At 61.0% G+C, this 18,192-nt stretch carries 17 protein-coding genes; 7 read left to right on the top strand and 10 right to left on the bottom strand.

Going from position 1 to position 18,192, the window contains the following annotated elements:
- The first annotated feature begins 13 nt into the window (after positions 1 to 13).
- The 4 genes from ACPPVP_RS33290 to ACPPVP_RS33275 are packed head-to-tail and all read left to right on the top strand — an operon-like array spanning position 14 to position 3,330.
- Positions 14 to 1,240, top strand: coding sequence for a CaiB/BaiF CoA transferase family protein (locus ACPPVP_RS33290; RefSeq protein WP_426527818.1), 1,227 nt, complete (start codon positions 14 to 16; stop codon positions 1,238 to 1,240).
- On the top strand, positions 1,237 to 2,013 hold the full coding sequence (locus ACPPVP_RS33285) for an enoyl-CoA hydratase/isomerase family protein (protein WP_426527817.1): 777 nt from the start codon (positions 1,237 to 1,239) through the stop codon (positions 2,011 to 2,013). The genes ACPPVP_RS33290 and ACPPVP_RS33285 overlap by 4 nt, the downstream gene beginning before the upstream one ends.
- Positions 2,013 to 2,468, top strand: coding sequence for a MaoC family dehydratase (locus tag ACPPVP_RS33280; protein WP_426527816.1), 456 nt, complete (start codon positions 2,013 to 2,015; stop codon positions 2,466 to 2,468). The genes ACPPVP_RS33285 and ACPPVP_RS33280 overlap by 1 nt, the downstream gene beginning before the upstream one ends.
- 4 nt (positions 2,469 to 2,472) lie before the next feature.
- A complete protein-coding gene (locus tag ACPPVP_RS33275) occupies positions 2,473 to 3,330 on the top strand; it encodes an HpcH/HpaI aldolase/citrate lyase family protein (RefSeq protein WP_426527815.1) in 858 nt (285 codons plus the stop codon).
- 18 nt (positions 3,331 to 3,348) lie between these two features.
- Here ACPPVP_RS33275 and ACPPVP_RS33270 read toward each other — a convergent pair whose 3' ends face one another.
- From ACPPVP_RS33270 to dctP (ACPPVP_RS33250), 5 genes are all read right to left on the bottom strand, one after another.
- Complete coding sequence (locus ACPPVP_RS33270) at positions 3,349 to 4,524, bottom strand: CaiB/BaiF CoA transferase family protein (RefSeq protein ID WP_426538197.1); 1,176 nt, start codon at positions 4,522 to 4,524, stop codon at positions 3,349 to 3,351.
- Positions 4,525 to 4,607: 83 nt separating this feature from the next.
- Positions 4,608 to 5,645, bottom strand: coding sequence for a TRAP transporter substrate-binding protein DctP (gene dctP / locus ACPPVP_RS33265; RefSeq protein ID WP_426527814.1), 1,038 nt, complete (start codon positions 5,643 to 5,645; stop codon positions 4,608 to 4,610).
- Between the two features lie 30 nt (positions 5,646 to 5,675).
- Positions 5,676 to 6,965, bottom strand: a complete 1,290-nt coding sequence (locus tag ACPPVP_RS33260) for a TRAP transporter large permease (RefSeq protein ID WP_426527813.1) — start codon at positions 6,963 to 6,965, stop codon at positions 5,676 to 5,678.
- Entirely contained in the window at positions 6,962 to 7,510 is a 549-nt protein-coding gene (locus ACPPVP_RS33255; protein ID WP_426527812.1) for a TRAP transporter small permease subunit, read from the bottom strand. The genes ACPPVP_RS33260 and ACPPVP_RS33255 overlap by 4 nt, the downstream gene beginning before the upstream one ends.
- A 56-nt stretch (positions 7,511 to 7,566) precedes the next feature.
- A complete protein-coding gene (gene dctP, locus ACPPVP_RS33250) occupies positions 7,567 to 8,886 on the bottom strand; it encodes a TRAP transporter substrate-binding protein DctP (protein ID WP_426527811.1) in 1,320 nt (439 codons plus the stop codon).
- Between dctP (ACPPVP_RS33250) and ACPPVP_RS33245 the strand changes: the two genes are divergently transcribed.
- Complete coding sequence (locus ACPPVP_RS33245) at positions 8,803 to 10,035, top strand: acetyl-CoA C-acetyltransferase (RefSeq protein ID WP_426527810.1); 1,233 nt, start codon at positions 8,803 to 8,805, stop codon at positions 10,033 to 10,035. The two genes, dctP (ACPPVP_RS33250) and ACPPVP_RS33245, sit on opposite strands and share 84 nt — an antisense overlap.
- An 11-nt stretch (positions 10,036 to 10,046) precedes the next feature.
- Here ACPPVP_RS33245 and ACPPVP_RS33240 read toward each other — a convergent pair whose 3' ends face one another.
- The 3 genes from ACPPVP_RS33240 to ACPPVP_RS33230 are packed head-to-tail and all read right to left on the bottom strand — an operon-like array spanning position 10,047 to position 14,467.
- Positions 10,047 to 11,639, bottom strand: coding sequence for an ATP-binding protein (locus tag ACPPVP_RS33240; RefSeq protein ID WP_426527809.1), 1,593 nt, complete (start codon positions 11,637 to 11,639; stop codon positions 10,047 to 10,049).
- Positions 11,636 to 12,340 (bottom strand): response regulator transcription factor, encoded by a 705-nt coding sequence (locus tag ACPPVP_RS33235; RefSeq protein ID WP_426527808.1) that lies wholly within the window; start codon positions 12,338 to 12,340, stop codon positions 11,636 to 11,638. The genes ACPPVP_RS33240 and ACPPVP_RS33235 overlap by 4 nt, the downstream gene beginning before the upstream one ends.
- A gap of 21 nt (positions 12,341 to 12,361) precedes the next feature.
- Positions 12,362 to 14,467 carry a DUF4173 domain-containing protein gene (locus ACPPVP_RS33230; RefSeq protein ID WP_426527807.1) on the bottom strand — a complete coding sequence of 702 codons (2,106 nt, stop codon included), beginning with the start codon at positions 14,465 to 14,467 and terminating at the stop codon, positions 12,362 to 12,364.
- Here ACPPVP_RS33230 and ACPPVP_RS33225 point away from each other — a divergent pair.
- Both ACPPVP_RS33225 and ACPPVP_RS33220 read left to right on the top strand, forming a co-directional pair.
- Positions 14,444 to 15,637 (top strand): glycoside hydrolase family 3 N-terminal domain-containing protein, encoded by a 1,194-nt coding sequence (locus tag ACPPVP_RS33225; RefSeq protein WP_426527806.1) that lies wholly within the window; start codon positions 14,444 to 14,446, stop codon positions 15,635 to 15,637. The two genes, ACPPVP_RS33230 and ACPPVP_RS33225, sit on opposite strands and share 24 nt — an antisense overlap.
- 98 nt (positions 15,638 to 15,735) lie before the next feature.
- The gene (locus tag ACPPVP_RS33220) at positions 15,736 to 15,957 is read left to right on the top strand and encodes a hypothetical protein (protein WP_426527805.1); all 222 of its coding nucleotides are present in this window, start codon (positions 15,736 to 15,738) and stop codon (positions 15,955 to 15,957) included.
- A 38-nt stretch (positions 15,958 to 15,995) separates the two neighbouring features.
- Here ACPPVP_RS33220 and ACPPVP_RS33215 read toward each other — a convergent pair whose 3' ends face one another.
- Positions 15,996 to 16,655 carry an HAD family hydrolase gene (locus ACPPVP_RS33215; RefSeq protein WP_426527804.1) on the bottom strand — a complete coding sequence of 220 codons (660 nt, stop codon included), beginning with the start codon at positions 16,653 to 16,655 and terminating at the stop codon, positions 15,996 to 15,998.
- Positions 16,656 to 16,715: 60 nt separating this feature from the next.
- The gene (locus ACPPVP_RS33210; protein WP_426527803.1) at positions 16,716 to 18,158 is read right to left on the bottom strand and encodes a hypothetical protein; all 1,443 of its coding nucleotides are present in this window, start codon (positions 18,156 to 18,158) and stop codon (positions 16,716 to 16,718) included.
- Positions 18,159 to 18,192: the final 34 nt, after the last annotated feature.

The following is an 18,192-nucleotide window of genomic DNA, read 5'->3' as shown; positions in this document are numbered from 1 at the left end:
TCCGGGGGATGGAATGGCCATTGAACGCAAGATATCGCCGACGCATGAGGCGCCGTATGCCTGCCTGCGCGTGCTGGATTTCGGGCAGGGCATCGCCTCGCCCTATTGCGCGATGCTGCTGGGCGTCTATGGCGCCGACGTCATCAAGGTCGAGCCGCCGGAGGGCGATTGGTCGCGGTTTCTGGGCACGACCTATGGAAGCCACACCACGCTGTCGGCGGTCTATAACCGTGGCAAGCGCAGCCTATGCCTGGATATGAAGCACAAGGACGGGATCGCCATCGCGCGGGGCCTTGCCAGGGATTGCGACGTTCTGATCGAGGGTTTTCGGCCCGGCGTCGCCGCACGGCTGGGGATCGGCTACGAGGAATTATCACGCGACAATCCCGGTCTGATCTATCTCTCGGTCAGCGCGTTCGGGCAGAGCGGTCCCTACTCAAAGCGTCCCGGCTCTGATTCCGTGGCGCAGGCATTTTCCGGCTTTGTATCGATCAATGTCGGCAATGACGGTACCCCACACCGGGCCGGTACCACGATCTCCGACGTCGTCACCGGCGTCTACGCCTTCCAGGCCATCGCGACGACGTTGTTCGCGCGCGCGACCGTCGGAACCGGGCGCTGGATCGACGTGAACCTTTGCCAATCGACGTCCGCCTTGCTTGGTCACAAGGTCGCCGAATATGTTCTGGAGGGCGGTGCGCCGCGCGCGCTCAACGTTCCGGCGGGCTCGTATCAGACGGCCGACGGCTGGATGATGGTCACGCTGGTGAACGAGCCGCAATACAAGCGGCTGTGCGCGGCGATCGGCCGCGACGACCTCGCCGGCGATCCGCGCTTCGCCGATTTTGCCCGGCGTGCGGATTCCGTTGATGCGCTGATCCCGCAGTTGCGCGACGTGTTTTTGACGCAGCCGACGGATGTCTGGCTCGCCCGCCTGCATGCCGCCGATCTCATTGCGGAACGGATCCTCAATCCTGGAGAATGGCTGCGCAACGTCCATGTCGAGGCGATACGGGCAGCGGTCTGCCAGCAGACGCCGGGCGTGGGGCCTGTGTACTCACCGCGGACGCCGGGCATCGCGAGCTTCTCGGAGGATGACTTGCGCCCTGCGCCTGATATAGGCCAGGACAGTTACGAGGTGCTGCTGGAAGCGGGTTTTGAGCGTGGCGCCATTGACGATCTGGTCAAGGCCGGCGCGGTCCGTCAGGCCAAGGGAGAGATTAAGGGAGGCACGGCATGAGCACCGATCTCGTTCGTTATTCCGTCTCAGGCAATATCGCCGAAATCATGCTGGACCGTCCGCCGGTCAATGCGCTGAGCATGGACCTGATCGATGCGCTGCTGGCGGCGCTTTCGAAGGCGAGGGACGACGAAGCGGTGCGCACCGTCATTATCGGCAGCGCACACAAGGTGTTTTGTGCCGGGCTTGATCTCGACATCGTCCGGGGCAAGCCCGGGATCGAGACCAAGACATTCCTCGAACGGCTGTATTTTGCGCTCAATGATACCCAGTATCGCATGGGCAAGCCGACCATCGCCGCTATTGACGGTGCGGTGCGGGCCGGCGGGATGACGATTGCGATCTCGTGCGACATGATCATCGCCGGTGATGCCTGTACCTTCGGCTATCCCGAGATCGATGTGGGCTTGATCCCGGCGATCCACTTTGTGCAACTGCCACGGTTGGTCGGCAAGCATCAGGCTTTTGGTCCGCTGTTCCTCGGCGAGCCCTTCGATGCAGCGACAGCTTTTCGCATGGGCCTCCTGAGCGAGGTCGTGCCAAAAGGGACCGCGCTTGACCGGGCGCGAAAAATCGCGGGAAAACTCGCCGCCAAATCTCCGATCGTCATGAAGATCGGGCGCGACGCCTTCATGCGGGCGGTCGACGCCGATTTCCGCCGCTCGGTCGAAAATGCGGCCGAGAGTTTTGCGCTTGCCGCGACGACGGAAGATTGTCAGGAAGGCTTGAATGCGTTCGTCGAAAAGCGGACGCCAAACTACAGGGGACGCTGATGGCGGGATTGTATTTCGAGGAGTTCGAGGTCGGCCGGGAGTTTCACCATGAATTCTCCAGGACCGTGACCGAGATGGACAACACGATGTTCAGCCTGCTGACAATGAATCCGCAGCCGCTGCATATCGATGCGCATTTCTCCGAAAATACCGAATTCGGCCAGCGGCTGTTCAACAGCCTTTATACGCTCGGCATCATGATCGGGATGAGCGTCTACGATACGACGCTCGGTACCACGATCGGCAACCTCGGCATGACCGACGTCAAATTTCCAAAGCCGGTGTTTCACGGCGATACGCTCAAGTCGCACACCAGGATCATTTCGAAGCGAGAGAGCAAGTCGCGGCCGAACCAGGGCATCGTCGAGTTCGAGCACACCATGACCAATCAGCGCGGCGAGGTGGTGGCAAGCTGCCGCCGGACCGGTCTGATGCATTGCAAACCGAAGGCATAAGCCGATGCGCTCATTCCTGTTTGTTCCCGGCGATAGTCAACGCAAGTTCGAAAACGCCGGGAAGACGGCGGCCGACGCGCTGATCCTCGATTTGGAGGATTCGATTGCGCCGGACGAAAAGGTCGGCGCGCGGCGTACGGTGCGCGAGATGCTCGACGCCCGGAATCCGAACCAGAAGGTTTATGTTCGCGTCAATGCGCTCGACACGGACATGACGCTTGGCGATCTCGCGGCTGTCATGCCGGGCCGCCCCGACGGCATCGTGCTGCCGAAATGCGCCGGCGCCGCCGACGTCAACCGGCTTTCGCTCTATCTCGACGCCTTCGAGGCCGCCGCCGGGACTGAACAGGGCTCGACGAGAATAGTGACAGTGGCGACGGAGACGGCAAGGGCGGTCCTCAAGCTGCTCGATTTCGAAAACATGAGCCCGCGGCTATGGGGCATGATGTGGGGTGCCGAGGATCTCGCAGCCTCGCTCGGCGCGTCGCGGAACCGGACGGGGAACCGTTTCCATGGGCCGTTCCTGCTGGCGCGAGACCTCTGCCTGATCAGCGCTGCGGCGGCGGGCGTCGTCGCCATCGACACCATCGCGACCGATATCAACGATCTCGACGCACTTCGAGAAGAGTCTATCGCCGCACGTCAGGATGGTTTCCTCGCCAAGGCGGTGATCCATCCCAAGCATGTCGACGTCGTCAATGCCGCCTTCATGCCGACGGATGAGGAAATCGCCTGGTCGGAGAGGGTGGTCAAGGCCTTCAACGACAATCCGACTTCAGGTGTGGTGAAGATCGACGGCAAGATGATCGACAAGCCGCATCTGCGCGCGGCGGAGAAGATCCTGGCGCTGCGGAGATCATAGGCTCCGCAGACGCTTGCCTCAGGCAGACGGATTGAGATCGGTACCATCAGGCTCGATCAGCACGCCTTCGACCTCAAGCGCTGCAATTTCATCATCCGTGAACCCGGCCTCGCGCAAGATCTCCTCGCCATGCTCGCCAAGACGCGGCGGATATTTTCGGATCGACGGAGGCGTCTTGCTCCAGGTCGCGGCGGGACCTGCGACACGTAGCGTGCCTTCGGACGGATGCTCGACGGATTGGAGCAATCCGACGGCTGTGAGATGCGGATCGTCGATCAGGCTGTCCAGATCAAGCAGCGGCGCATGGGGAATGTCGGCCTCGTTGAAGAACTGCAGCCATTCAGCGGTCGATCGGGTTTTCATGACCTGCGAAAACCACTCATAGACAAAGTCGTAGTTCCTGGTGCGCGCACTGATGCTGTTCAGGCGCGGGTCGCGGTCGGCTTCTTTTTCCAGGCCGATCAGACGAAAGAACGCGTTCCACTGCTTGTCCGAATAGACCAGCGCGCAGACATAGCCATCGCTGGTCTGATAGGGGCGGCGATCGGGCGACAGCAATCGCGAATAGCCGGGTGGTCCGATCGGCGGCTCGAAGCTGCGGCCCGCCATATGATCGCCGAGCACGAATTGCGCCATCGTTTCGAACATCGGGATTTCGATGGCTTGCCCTTCGCCGGTACGCTCGCGATGAAAGAGGGCCGCCAGGATGGCGTGCGTGGCGTTCAGCCCGACGATCCGGTCGGCCATCGTTGCCGGGGAATATCGGGGCTCGCCAGTAATCTTGCCGGTCAGTGCGGGCAAGGCCGTCAAGCCTTGAATCAGATCGTCATATGCCGGTCGGCCGGCGTATGGGCCTTGCTCGCCAAAGCCGTGCAGGCTGGCATAGACAAGTCGCGGATTGATGGCGAGCAGATCGCCGGCGCCGAGCTTGAGCCGGGCCATCGCTGCCGGCCTCACATTGTGCACGAAGACGTCAGCCGTCGTCGCCAGCCGGAGCAGCGCGGTTCGGCCGCCAGGTTTCTTCAGGTCGAGCGCAATGGAGCGTTTGTTGCGATTTCCCTGGAGGTACATCGCGCCCATCTTGGGATGCCGCATCGGTGCGGCATAGCGCATCACGTCGCCGTCGGGGCTTTCGACCTTGATGACGTCGGCGCCATAGTCGCCGAGGAGCATGGTCGCGTACGGGCCCATCATCACGCTGGTCAGATCGATGACCTTGACGCCGGTGAGCGGTCCAGCCGGCGCGGCAGCGTTTGCCCCTTTTTGAGCGTGCCCGGTCAATGGCTTGCGGCCAAGGCCTCGGTGAAGGCCTTGAACACCTCGGTCCCGGGTTTGCCGCGCTTGTTGATGTCCTTGACCCAGTCCTCGGCCACAGACTTGAACGCGGTGTCGAAGACTTTCTTGTCGTCGGGGCCGAAGTTGATCACCTTCATGCCCTGCGACTTGATCTTCTCGGTCGCGCCCTTCTCGCCATCCTCGAAGCGCTTGCAGCCCTCGCGCGTGGTCTGTTCGCCGGCCTCGATCAGCACCTTGCGCACGTTCTCCGGCAGCGACTTGAATTTCGCTTCGCCGATCGAATAGGTAAAAATGGCGGTTCCGAAGTTCAGCCCTTCAGTGCCCGATTTCAGGATCTTTCCGAAATCGTAGGACACCGAACTCTGATACGAGAAGATCACTCCGTCGAGCGTACCGCGGGTTAGCGATTCATAGATTTCAGGCGCAGCCATGCGAACGGGAACGCCGCCGATCGAGCGCATCATCAGGTCCATGGCACCGCCGATGGTGCGGATCTTCAGCCCTTCCAGATCCTTCGCGGTCTTGACCTCGCGGCCAGTGGCAAGCTGGATTTGATAGGCAGGCAGCGCGATGGTCACGAGCGGCCGCAACTGGTTGGGTCCGAACTCCTTGGTCTCCAGAATCCCGCCATTGTGCGAGATCTTGTAGAAGGCAAGCGATCCCTGACATTCGGTATCGAAAATGCCCGGCAATTCCGCAACCGCCGTCAGCGGATATTTTTCCGATGAATAGGATGGAACGATATAGGAGACGTCAGCGACGCCGGCGACAGTGAGCTGCGCCATGTCCTTGGCCTTGCCAAGCTGCTCGGCGGGGTAATGCTGGAACGTGACCTGTCCGTTGGTAGCCTTCGTGACCAATTCCATGAACGGCTTCGCCACCAGTTCGTGGATGACGTGACCGGCGGGAAGGCTTTCGGCGAGGCGCAGCGTGATCTTTTCTTGCGCCACCGCGGGGCCTGCCATGGCAACGAGCATGGTCGATGCAAGAACGGTTCGCCTGTCGAGAGCTGCGATCATGAGGTTCTCCTCCCTTTATTATTTATTGTCTCAGTATCCCATCTTGATTGGCAGCCACAGAATGATTTGCGGCCAGACGACCAGTATCGCAATAGCAATCAGATGCGCCACGAAATGCGGAAAGACGCCGTGGAACACCTCAGCCACCGGTCGTCCCGAATAACGTGCGACCACAAAACAGTTCAATCCGACGGGCGGCGTGATCATGCCGACCTCGGCGGTGACGATCTTGATGACACCGAACCACAGCGGATCGTAGCCGAGAGACTTGATCAAGGGCAGCACGATCGGAACCGTAAGCACGAGGATCGCGATCTGGTCCATGAAGGAACCGAGCACGATGTAGCCGAACAGGATGATCGTCAGGATCACCCAGGGCGGCACCGGCAGGCTGCCTACCCAGGCCACCAGGTTTTGCGTCACCTGGGTCAGCGTGAAGAAATAGCCGAAGATCGAGGCGCCAAACAGAATCATCGCGATCATGCAGGTGCCGTGCGCGGAGCGCAGCAGCGCGCTGCGCAATGTCTTCCAGTTGATCTTGCCTTTCCAGCCCGCCAGCGCGAAGGCGCCGAAGGCCCCCAGCGCGGACGCTTCGGTCGGCGTGGCGACGCCGGTATAGATCACACCGGTCACCATGCCGAACAGCAGGAGCATGGGCCCAACCACCCGAAGCATCCGGAATTTTTCGATAAGCGAAACCGCCGGCGCCGATGGTGCGCGCGCGGGGTCCTGCCAGGCGAGAAACCAGACAGTTGCCATGATGGTGATGGTCACGAGGATGCCGGGGATGACGCCGCCGATCAGTAGCGCGCCGATATTCACCTCCGCCAGCAGGCCGTAGATGACGAGCGCGACCGATGGCGGGATCAGCATCGCAAGTGTGCCGGAGATCGCAACCACGCCGGCCGCCATTTTCGGCTCATAGCCCTGCTTCAGCATCGCGGGCAGGCTGGTGGCTGAAAGTGTCGCCGCCGAAGCCGTGCTGGTGCCGCAGATCGCACCGAAACCTGCGCCAGCAAGCGCGGTCGCCATGCCCAGCCCGCCGGGGATTCGGCCCACCCAGGCGGCGGTTGCCTTGAACAAATCGTCGGCGATGCCGCTGACCAGGACGAACTCGGCCATCAGCAGGAACATCGGAATGGTGATCAGCTCGTAGGACGTCACCGCTGACAGCGGCGCGGTTTGCAGGATGCCGCTCAGCATCGGCATGCCGCCGACCAGATAAAGTCCGAGAACGCCCGAGCCGGCCATCGCAAAGCCCACCGGGGTGCCGATCGCGAGCAGCACGAACAGCACGATCATCGCCAGCGTGAGAATCATTCGAAGGTTTCTCCGGCGGCGTGCGATGCAGGCAGGGCGATCACGGCCCGCCCGGTGACGAGGGAAAGCACGTGCGCAATCAGATGCAGCGCAAGGCGTATCGTGATCAATCCGGCCCCTAGTGGCACAAGCCCGATCGAGGGCCACATCGGCCAGGGAATAGCGCCCGCCATGACATCCGCCGATTGGAAGCTGTCGACGGCGCGCAGGAAACCGAGATAGGCAATCAAGGAGAACACAACGATACCGACGACGCAGGTGACGATTTCCGACAGGCGGATCATGGCCGGCGAGAATTTCTGCTGCAGGATATCGACGCTGACATGCGCCCGGCTGGTATAGGCTTCCGAAAGGACCAGGAAGAATACACCCGCCATCAGGTACATCGAAATCAGATCGTAGGCCCAGGAGAACGGCCGGTTGAAGGCGTAACGCATGATGACGTCGCTGAACACGATCATCATGATGGCGAACATGAACACGGCGGCGATGGTCGAGGCGATTTTCTCGATCCTGCCGACCGCCCGTAATATTCCGTCAAGCAAAATTCACCTCCCCAGGGTGTCGATCTTGCAGCCTGCGGCTGTGCCGCATCTTGCGTTTATTGGGCGGGGATAGCCGCCACCGCCGCGTCGAACTCCTTCAGCGCATCGCTGCCCCGCTTGCCGCGTCCGTCCAGCCCCTCCGACCACGCCTTGGCGACGCCCTTCATCAAATCCTTGAATTTCCTGTTGACCTCGGGTTGCAGGGTTTCGAAACGGATGCCGGCTGCTTCCAGCGATTTCTTGGTTTCGTTGTCCGCCTTCTGTACCTGCTGGCACACGGCAGGCAGCATTTCTTCGGCGACGTCGATCATCGCCTTCTGGACTTCCGGCGAGAGCTTTTTCCATACGTTGTCACTGATGGAATAGGACACGATAAAGCTGCCGAAGCCGAGCCCGTCGGTGGAATATTTGACGAGCTTGTCGGCGCCGTAGGCGACCACGCTCTCGAGCGGAAACAGCAGGCCATCCATGGTGCCGCGTGAAAGGGACTCATAGGCGTCCGGGGCCGCCATCCGCACCGGCACGGAGCCGATCGCACGAAGCGTGAGGTCCTGCGCGCCTCCTGTAGAGCGCAATTTCAGCCCGGTGACATCGTCGACATCCTTGACCGGCGCTTTGACGGTAAAAATGCGATACTGCGGCAGGCTCACCGCCAGCAGCAGGCGGATGTTGTTGGGGGTATAATCCTGCTGCGCAATCACGCCGTTCCGTGCCAGCTTCCAATAGGCGAGGGTACCCTGGCAGGAATGTTCGAAGGCCCCCGGCAGCATGGCTACCTCGGAGACCGGCATTTTGTCTGAAGTATACCCCGGAGCGACGTAACCGATATCGGCGACGCCGGTCTGCGTCAGCTTCAGCATGTCGGCCGGCTTGCCGAGCTGCTGCGCCGGATAGTGGTCGAACGTGACGGCGTTGTTGGTGCGCTTCTTGACCTCTTCCATCCAGGGTTCGAGGACGAGCTTGACGAGGTAGTGACCCTTCGGAAACGAGTCCGCCACGCGCAAATGGAGGGGCTCGGCGGCCTGAGCCAGAATTGTCGATGCAATCAGGAAGCCGGAACCGGCTAGCGCTCGCAGTACCGCGGCCATTTCTCCTCCCTTGAGGACGTTGTTGTTTTGAATAGCTGCGCATAAACGAAATTGATCGTCAAGGATGGCGCCCCGGCTGCGGATGGTCGTGGCCACAACCGGGGAGCGCGAGGCTGCTCGCCGACCTGCCATGACAGAGCCGATTTGACTTTGGGACTTGATCGGAAGCAAATGCAGCCAATCAACAGATCCAGGGAAAACACCATGGTTGACGCGCTGATCATCGACGCATGCAGGACGCCTCGGGGCATTGGCAAGGCAGGCAAAGGCGCTTTGTCGGGCATTCATCCGCAGCAGCTCGGCGCAACAGTATTGCGGGCGCTGGCCGATCGCACCAGCATCAATACCGCCGATGTCGATGACATCATCTGGGGTACCAGTTCGCAGCGCGGCCAGCAGAGCGGCGATCTCGGCCGGATGTCGGCGCTCGACGCCGGCTATGACGTGCGCGCCAGCGCGGTGACGCTGGATCGATTTTGCGGTTCGGGCATTACCAGCGTCAACATGGCGGCCAACTCGATCATGTCGGGCTCCGAGGATCTCGTGATCGCCGGCGGCACCGAGATGATGTCGATGGAAGGCCGGCGCGGTGAGGGGCCGTTCATGATGGACAATGGCAATCTTCGCCTGCGCGCAAAGCACCCGCAATCGCATCAGGGCGTTTGCGCGGATGCGGTGGCGACGCTGGAAGGCATCACGCGGCAGGACGTCGATGAGCTCGGCCTCGAAAGCCAGAAGCGGGCGGCGGCTGCCATCAAGGGTGGACATTTCGACAAGAGCCTCGTGCCGGTTTTTCGCGAGGACGGTAGCCTCGCGCTCGACCGTGAGGAATATCCACGGCCGCAGACCACGCTTGAAGGTCTGGCCGGCCTGAAGGCGGCGTTTGCTGCGATTGCCGATTATGCGCTCGACGACAAGGGGACGACCTACCGCAAACTTATTCTGGATAAATATCCCGACCTCGACATCAACTTCGTACATCACGCCGGCAATTCTTCCGGCGTCGTCGACGGATCGGCGGCGGTCTTGTTGGCGTCGCCGAGTTACGCGAAGGCGCATGGCCTAAAGCCGCGCGCCCGCGTCGTCGCGATGGCGAACATGGGGGACTCGCCGACCCTGATGCTGAACGCGCCGGTGCCGGCCGCCCGCAAGGTGCTGGCCAAGGCAGGCCTCACGCTCGACGATATCGATCTGTTCGAAATCAACGAGGCATTTGCGGTCGTCGCCGAAAAGTTCATCCGCGACCTCAAGCTTGACCGCGACAAGGTCAACGTCAATGGCGGCTCGATCGCGCTTGGCCATCCGATCGGCGCAACCGGCTCGATCCTGATAGGCACCGTGCTCGACGAGCTGGAGCGGCGCGATCTCAAGCGGGGCCTGGTGACGATGTGCGCCGCCGGCGGCATGGCGCCGGCAATCATCATCGAGCGGGTTTGACGGCAGGGCCTTCAGGCCGCCGGAAACTGCAACTCGAACGTAACGCCGTTGTCGGTCGGCAATAGCCGGATCGATCCACCGTGGCTGGTCATCACAGCCAGGACGATGGAGAGCCCCATGCCCGTGCCGCCGGTGTCGCGGCGGGTGGTGAAGAAGGCATCGAATATCTTTTCGCGGTTCGGTTCGGATATCGGGTCGCCGTCATTGCTGATGGTCATCTTGACGAAGGTCTCTTCCGCGACGGCTCCGAGCCGTACCCTCTTCGCGTTGTGGCGAATGGCGTTGTCGGTCAGATGCGACAACACGATCAGGGCCTTTTCGCTGGACATGCCGATCGAGCGCTCCAGGCATCCGGTTGCGTCGATGGCGCGTGTCGGAAACCGGCTCTTCAATCCGCCGATCACCTGCGACAATTCGGTTTGTTCGTTTTGCGGAGCGGTTTCGGCGCGCGCCAGTTCGCGTAAGCGCTGCGTCATGGCTTCCAGGCGCCCGGTGTCGCCCAGAATGTTTGATATGAAATTCTTCTGCTCCATCCGGGTAAGATTGTCGGATTTGCTTTGCAGCGAATCCAGCAGCAATTCGGCGGCGCCCTTGATCGACGTCAGCGGCGATTTCAGTTCATGGGTGAGGTGCGCCGAAAACGTGGCGATGTAGTCCGACCGCCGCGCCAATTGCTCGGCCATGTCGAGGAAGCTGTGCGACAATTGGGCGAACTCGCGCGTCCCGTAGTGGGCGAGCGGCCGAAATGCGTCGCGATCGCCGCGGCTGATGCGCGCCGCGCGGTCGACCAGCTCACGCATCGGGCGGGTGATGGTTCGGGAGAAAACCAGGCCGATGATGATGGTCGCGAAGACGACGGCCAGTGCCGCCAGAATGAACTTGCCACGCTCCTGATAGAGATGGTCGAAGATGTTGCTCGGCGTTCTCGAGGTGTAGATGACACCCGCCACGCGATTGTTGACGATGACAGGCATCGCCGAGAACACGTGGACGCCGACGCCGCGACTGATCGAGTAGATCGGCGGTGGGGGCTTGTCCGGCTTGCGAATTCGCAAGACCGCCCGATACTGTCCCCGCAGAGCCGTGGCCACTTCCTCGATATGGGCGAGCGATTGTCCGACCTCGTCGCGTCCGGCGATCACGACGCCGCGGGAATCGAGGATGCGGAATCCTGCGAGCGTGACTTTCTGCGTTTCCAGGACGATCGGCATCAGCCTGGCGCCGATCTCGACATAGGCGGGCGAGACGGGCGCGTTCGCGGGAAGGGCGTTCGGACGCCGCCTGAGCAGGTCGCCGCCGGCAGCAAGATCGAGCGCGGGCCGGATCGGCGTCAACTGGTCGTCGCGATCGGGGCGCGCCTCGGGAGGAATTTCGGCGCCGAGGGCAATTCCGCTTCCGAGGCGGGCTTCCGCTTCCCGCGCATAAACCGCGGCCAGCACCCGGCTTTGTGCGATCAGCTCTGCTTGGGTCTGGTGAATGAGCTGGTTGTCGTAGAGGCGAAAGAAGAACAGTCCGACCAGTGGCAGCGTCGCCGCAGCGGCAAGCGCGGTGAAAATCACCAGCCCGACGGTTGGCCGCCATTTCTCGCCCGGGCGACGTATCATGCCAGCGGCTCGCATCGGCCGAGTTTGAAGCCGACGCCGTGAATGGTTTCAATGACATTGTCGCAATTCACGGCGGACAGTTTGGCGCGGATATTGCGGATGTGGCTGTCGATGGTGCGATCCGACACCTGAATGTTGAGCTGATAGGCGGCGCTCATGATCTGTTCGCGGCTGAAGACGAGCGTCGGCCGCGTCAAAAATGCCCTCAAGATTCCAAATTCAATGGCAGTGAGGCGAAGTGGAGTGCCCGCAAACGCGGCGATGTGCTGGTCTGGATCGACGGACAGCCGGCCCTGCGACAGCGCGGCGATGGATCCTTTTGCATCCTGCCCGCGCGAGGTTATGCGGCGCAGAATGACGTTCACCCGTGCGACGAGTTCGCGCGGGCTGAAGGGCTTTGTGACATAGTCGTCACCGCCGATCTCCAGGCCCAACACGCGATCGATTTCGTCGTCGCGGGCGGAGAGAAAGAGGATCGGAACGTCCGAGGACTTTCGAATTTCGCGGCAGACGTCCAGGCCGTCGAATTCCGGCATGCCGATATCCAGAATGATCAGATCCGGCCTGTCGGCGGCAAAGCGGGTCAACGCTTCCTTGCCGTCGCGCGCTTCGGAGACGGTCATCCCGGCCTTCTTCAGTGCAACACGCATGACCTCGCGGATGTGCAGGTCGTCGTCAACGATAAGAATGCGGTGCGTCAAGGGTCTCTCCGGGAAGTCGTACTAGTCTGCAGTCAAACTCTTCTGTTGGGCGTCCAGGGTGCGCTGCAGCCGCCAACTCCGAAAGCCCCAGCTACGCCAGGATACCACCTCTCTTCGTTGCTGTTCTACAAGGCTACCACGGCGGGAAACAAGGGCGGGATCGAACCCGCGAAGGGCGATGGCCCGGTCGATGGCCGGCAATGCCGGCGGTCCGAGGGAAAACAGATAGTTCATGTCGATCCACCCGCCCTTGCCGGCGGCTTCGCGGCTGTGGTTGACATTGTAGTCAGCGATGACGGCGGCGAAATTGACCAGCGAGCAGACGTAGAGCGTTGCCGTCAGGGCAGTGAGGTTGGCGCGGATCAGCCAGTCGTTCGAGCGGTTGAGAGCGATGCGGGCAACGATGAGCACGAGTCCCAGCGCGACCAGTGCCATCCAGATGAAAGCCGCGACGCGCCACCAGGTCAGCAGGTAGATTTGAACATAGAGATCGAGGCGCAGGATCGATGAGAGCACCAGCAGGACATTTTGCGCCACCCATAGGTAGACCAGTGGCCGGATCACCCTCGATTGCTCGGCCGGGCCGCCGGGCCTCATGGCGGCGAGAACGAAACCCGCCGCCAATAGCGCCGTGACAATGAGGGGATAGGCGCCGCGGTGCGCATATGAGGCGTAGCTGATATCGGCGGGCAACGTCGCGTTGCCCCAGAGGTAGGCCGCATCAAGAACGGTTTGAACGGAAAACAGCAAATTGAACAGGATCAGCGAGCGCAGGATCGTTGCAACACCGAAGAAGTCGTTTTGACCCGACGGTATTGCCTGCGCCAGTGCGGCCGCTTCGGCCAAACCTGCCGGCATCTCCCGCTTGCCGCCCCACCGGACATGGATGAAGGGCCATACGATCGACAGCGCCACAGCCCAAAACAATATGCGTTCGAGGTTCAGGTAAGAAGCTGTGTTGCGGAGGTTCAGCAGGCCGATCCACTTCTCGAGCAGTGGATTGGCCGATACCAGCAGAAACACGAAGATGCCGCCGAGAACGATGGGAATGAACCAGACGGCAAATCCCGTTTTCAGTGCCGGCAGGTTGAACGCAGCGATAGCATCGCGGAAAAATCTGAACGGGCCGACCAGATAAAGATCGCATAACGCCGCGGCTCGCTCGCTGAGACGGTGCCGATCATGATTGGTGGACAACAGCAGGCCTGCGCCGAGCGCCAGCACCATGAAGGTCAGAGACGCGACGTTGAATTCCTCAATGGCGGGGACAAGGGCGGCCAGCAGGAGAGCGCGTGCCGACGGCACCTGCCTTCGGTTCAAAATTGCGAGGTTGGCGAGCAGCGAGCCGCAGGCCACGGCGACCGCAAAGATGGCCGCCGATATTCCGATGCCGTGCCCGTAGAACAGCCAGTCGGCCATTGCAGCCAGCGCGACAACGATCGCAGCTTTGACGGGAAAAGTGCCGTCGTGAACGAAGCCTGCATTGGATGCCGGCGCGGTGACATCGGCCATTCGTATGCTGCCTTTCGGGAGAGGAAAATTGCAAACCAGCGCCGTTGCGGGCCGCTCGCACAGCCACCACCCGTCGTTGGCTAGTCTTGTGGGAGCAGGCATTCGATGATCGCCCCGGTTTGCAGGGCGAACTATCCGACGCTGTTGTGCAGTTGCTTGGAGCGCCGTCTGCAAGAGTTCAGGATTTTTATGCAGTTTCCGTGCACGCGCGGTTATGCGCTCGCGTCGGCGAGACAAGTTTGATACGGGCCATTGTCTCGTTCGATCTCCTCGCGCAAGCCCCCATCCGTTTTCATGCAAATTTTCAAAACTATTCGCCTCGTCATGATCTGGGTCGCCGGAGCTATCTTCGTTTTCGCAGCAGTCAACAAGAACGACCCCTATCTGGTTTCGCTGCGGGGACCGGGAAACATTGTTCTGGCAGCAGCGAGCATTATCGCCGTCGTGGTTCTCGTCCGCCGCGGCTATTGGAGGAGAGGTGTCGCGGCAAGAGCGCTCATTCTGCTGTGGTGCCTGCCATCGCTGTCGATGCTCGGCGCGCATGCTTCGTTTGAATGGCGCAAGCGGAACGTCTTGCAGGCCGAGGCTGGCGTGGCGCGAAGCCTTGGGCGCCACTTTGTCGTGGGATACTCGTCATTCCCAGAGGTGGCTGTTCTGGCCGAAAAGGGCCTGATCTCCGGCGTCTATATCACCAGGCACAATGTCGCAGGATCGTCGTCGGCGCGTCTGAAAGAAGAGATCGCAGCGCTGCAGGAAAAGCGGCGTGCGGCTGGCCTGCCACCCCTGATCGTCGCCGCCGACCAGGAAGGCGGCATCGTATCGCATCTGGCGCCGCCCTTGACCAAGTTGCCGGCGCTATCGACCCTTGCAGGCCTTGCGCCGGACGTCCGTGCCGAGAAGGCGGAGGCGTTCGGACGCACGCACGGGCAGGAGTTGGCGGCGCTCGGCGTCAACCAGAACCTTGCGCCGGTGCTGGATCTGCGCCCCGAGATGAAGCGCAACCGGCTCGATTTCAACACGCTGATTCGCTACCGCGCGATTTCCGATGATCCGGCTGTCGTCGCCGATATCGCGCGGGCCTACGTCAACGGGCTCGAAGCGTTGGGGGTCGGCGCGACCGTCAAACATTTTCCGGGTCTCGGACGCGTACGAACCGATACCCATCATTTCAGCGCCGATCTCGATACGCCTCTGGACGAGCTCGAGGCGTCGGACTGGATTCCTTTCAGGAAGGTGCTGGCGGGTTCGAAAGCGCAACTGATGATCGGGCATGTGACGCTGACATCAGTCGATCCGGACCGTCCGGCATCGCATTCCAAACGGGTCGTCGATGGCATCGTTCGCAAGAAATGGAATTATCAAGGCGTCGTCATGACCGATGACCTCGTGATGGGGGCGATCTATCAACGCAACGTCTGTACGGCAGTGGTCGAGGCGCTCAATGCCGGCGTCGATCTGCTGCTGGTCGCCTACGACGGGGCGCAGTTCTATCGTATCTTTAGCTGCGCCGTGGCGGCATCGGCCGAGGGAAGGCTTGATGCCGCCATGATGGGCGACAGTGAGGTGCGGTTGAAAGGGGCATTCTCTGGGGAGTGCCGAATGCACGATGTTCCAGGAGATTGCACAATGCCGCTCCGGCTTGGGAGCGCCACGCTGAGTTCAGCGAAGCGGTTGACCACGGGCGGGTCCTTGACTGCCGTTTGCAGGGCGTTGACCAACGGGCGCAACGTCGTTCACGGGGTCGAACGGCAGCTTGGCGACGCCGCCTGCGAGCCCCCGGGCTGAAAGTCAGCCGCGTGGGCAGATAATCTCTCAACGGTTCGAAACCTTCCGGAGATCTGCCCCGTACCCTAGGGATGGCAGTCAATCCGAAGTATTCGATCTTGAACAAGGCCTCTCACGTTGATCGCCTGAGCGATCACATCAAAGGACTTCGCGAGAAGGCCGAGGGGCTTCCGGCCGGCGACGAACGGAATGCGCTGCTGCGCAAGGCAGAGCAAGACGAAATTGCGCTGCGCTTGATCGACTGGATTACCTCCTCGGGTCGACTTCCTCCTCCTGAGGATCTGATTCCGATCCGCAGGCACCGATTACGACAGAAATGATACGACACGGCGTATTTCCAAGGATCCTGGACGGCAGCTCACTCGCTCATGACAGATCGAATGCAGTTTCTTAGCTCGTCGAGGGTCTTGGCAACGCGATGTGCCCCAGCCGCCGCCAATCGGTCCGCCTGATGATATCCCCAGCCGACACCGATCGACCGCAACCGGGCTGCCTGCGCCATCTCCATGTCAAAGATAGTGTCACCAATGAAGACCGCATTCTCGGGCGTCGCACCGGTTGCCGCGAGTGCTTGAAGGAGCATGCAGGGATGGGGTTTGGAGGGCGCCATGTCGGCGGCCTGAATGGTCCGAAAAAAGCCGTTCCATCGCAGCGCTTCCAGTGCGGGAGCGACGGTATCAGATCTATGCCCCGTCGCTATGCCCAGAACGGTATCCGAAGTAGAACTTAGCTCATACAGAAGGTCGCCGACTCCGTCGAACGGCCGTTCGGCAAAGGCGGAATCCGCTCTCAGTTGCGGGAGCAGGAGATCGTAGGCCCTGACCATCTCACGTATAGGGGCTGTCGGGCCGGCCAGTTCGGTCAGAATGACATCGAGTGACTTCCCAACCAGCGCAAGACTGTCGGCGGGCGACGGGACAGGCAACTGAAATTCGGCAAATACGATTCGGTGGCTCTCCAGAATCAGCGCGCGGCTGTCGACCAATGTGCCGTCGAAATCAAAGATGATTAGTTTCAAGGCTATTTCTCAATTAGGTCGTTGGGGATCTTGGCGCTGTCATGGGATATCGTCCGTGACTTATCGATGCAGGCACGAATAAACCCGGACCAACTCACGGGTCTGCACCGGAACGACAAGCTGCGCATCCTTGTTCCTTGTTGCCGTTCCGCAGGATAACCAGAAGTAATTTCCAGCGGGATCAATGATTAGCCTATTCGGCGAGAAATTCGAGAGAATGATTGACAAATAAGGGATAGTCGAAAACCACGATAGGGGAGCGAGAGCTGGCGAAATTCGCTCGGCCGAGACGAAACGCGGATCACCGAGTGCAGGGTCGGAATTGTTGCTCATCGCCAGCATCGCAATTGCGTCACGGTAGTCGACCCACGACGCGACGAATTTCCCGGTTTCCATTGCGTGAATCAAGGTTACGACGAGAAAGATCGAGGCGAGGGCGCACAGCGTCCTGCCACGGGGCAAGATCAGGGTTTGCCGCAGCCGCGCTAGTCGATTGGGGACGATACCTTCCCTGGTCAGCGCGGCCAAGGCCGCCAACGCGCCAAGCAGGGGCGTGACGACGACCAGCGCGGTCCGCAAATAGTAGCGGCTGCTCGCATGGACGGAATGATCGAGATAAAGCCAGTGGGTGAAGAGCAATCCGAGCGAAATCACCAGAGCCCAGATGCATGCCCACCTCGGGAGCCATATCGACAACAGCATCAGGATTGCGCCGTAGGCGATGATCGCCCCCAGCAATACCAGGACGACCTCCACTCTGAAGATTTCGAGATCGAAGAAGCCCAGTGCAGCCCGCAAAAATGCGCCTGCGTAATAGTCGTCAGGTGGCAGGATGATCTTCGCTGCCGCGGCTAGTATCGCAACAATCAAAAGGCTGATTGTTGCGCGTACGAAAGTAGCGCTCCACACGCCGCGCGGCGCCAGCGTTACCGCGATGGCCAAGAGCAGCACCAGCGCTGCTTCGTGCGTGAAGGCCAGCAGGAGCCATGCGGTCAACACCAGCAAGGCTCCGGTATGCGTTGTTTTCGCATAGTGGCTCAGCGCCAACGTGGGCCAGAACATCGCGTGGGCGAGCCACATCTCCGTGGGAAAGCCGAAGATCAACGGGCAGAGCAGGGCTGTCGATCCGCACGCATAGACAAAGATAATGCGGCCGGGTGAGCGGTCGGCCACGTAGGTCACGGCCAACCCCATCAAAGGAGAAATATAGAAGAGCACCCCATAGGCGATGATTCCAGCCGAGGGACTGTTCGTGATTCGAACGAGCGCTTCGGCGGGCAACAGGGTCAGCAGGAAGACGGAGGTTCGGCCGGAGATGTTATGCCAATGGAAGGCCCAAACGTCCCGGACTGCGACAGCGTAGGAAAACATCGCGCCGTCGCCATAGAGCTCGAGCTGATAGAAAAGTGCGATGACGGGGAATGCGATGGACCAACATAGGCCAGTGCCAACGATCAGAAGCCGGAACGAACGATCATCGAGGCGAGGTGCCCGGCCGAACATCTCAATGACTGTCCACGCCAGGCGGGATAGGGCG

Origin of the sequence: Bradyrhizobium sp. McL0615, assembly GCF_049993905.1 — a bacterium.
Classification (GTDB): Bacteria; Pseudomonadota; Alphaproteobacteria; order Rhizobiales; family Xanthobacteraceae; genus Bradyrhizobium.
The sequence above is the reverse complement of the archived record's forward strand: the minus strand, read 5'-3'. Positions and strand labels throughout refer to the sequence as shown.

Coding starts and splice junctions, on each gene's coding strand:
- ACPPVP_RS33290 (WP_426527818.1), top strand. CDS start 14: ATGGCCATTGAACGCAAGATATCGCCGACGCATGAGGCGCCGTATGCC.
- ACPPVP_RS33285 (WP_426527817.1), top strand. CDS start 1,237: ATGAGCACCGATCTCGTTCGTTATTCCGTCTCAGGCAATATCGCCGAA.
- ACPPVP_RS33280 (WP_426527816.1), top strand. CDS start 2,013: ATGGCGGGATTGTATTTCGAGGAGTTCGAGGTCGGCCGGGAGTTTCAC.
- ACPPVP_RS33275 (WP_426527815.1), top strand. CDS start 2,473: ATGCGCTCATTCCTGTTTGTTCCCGGCGATAGTCAACGCAAGTTCGAA.
- ACPPVP_RS33270 (WP_426538197.1), bottom strand. CDS start 4,524: ATGATGGGCCCGTACGCGACCATGCTCCTCGGCGACTATGGCGCCGAC.
- dctP (WP_426527814.1), bottom strand. CDS start 5,645: ATGATCGCAGCTCTCGACAGGCGAACCGTTCTTGCATCGACCATGCTC.
- ACPPVP_RS33260 (WP_426527813.1), bottom strand. CDS start 6,965: ATGATTCTCACGCTGGCGATGATCGTGCTGTTCGTGCTGCTCGCGATC.
- ACPPVP_RS33245 (WP_426527810.1), top strand. CDS start 8,803: ATGGTTGACGCGCTGATCATCGACGCATGCAGGACGCCTCGGGGCATT.
- dctP (WP_426527811.1), bottom strand. CDS start 8,886: ATGAATGCCCGACAAAGCGCCTTTGCCTGCCTTGCCAATGCCCCGAGG.
- ACPPVP_RS33240 (WP_426527809.1), bottom strand. CDS start 11,639: ATGATACGTCGCCCGGGCGAGAAATGGCGGCCAACCGTCGGGCTGGTG.
- ACPPVP_RS33210 (WP_426527803.1), bottom strand. CDS start 18,158: ATGTTCGGCCGGGCACCTCGCCTCGATGATCGTTCGTTCCGGCTTCTG.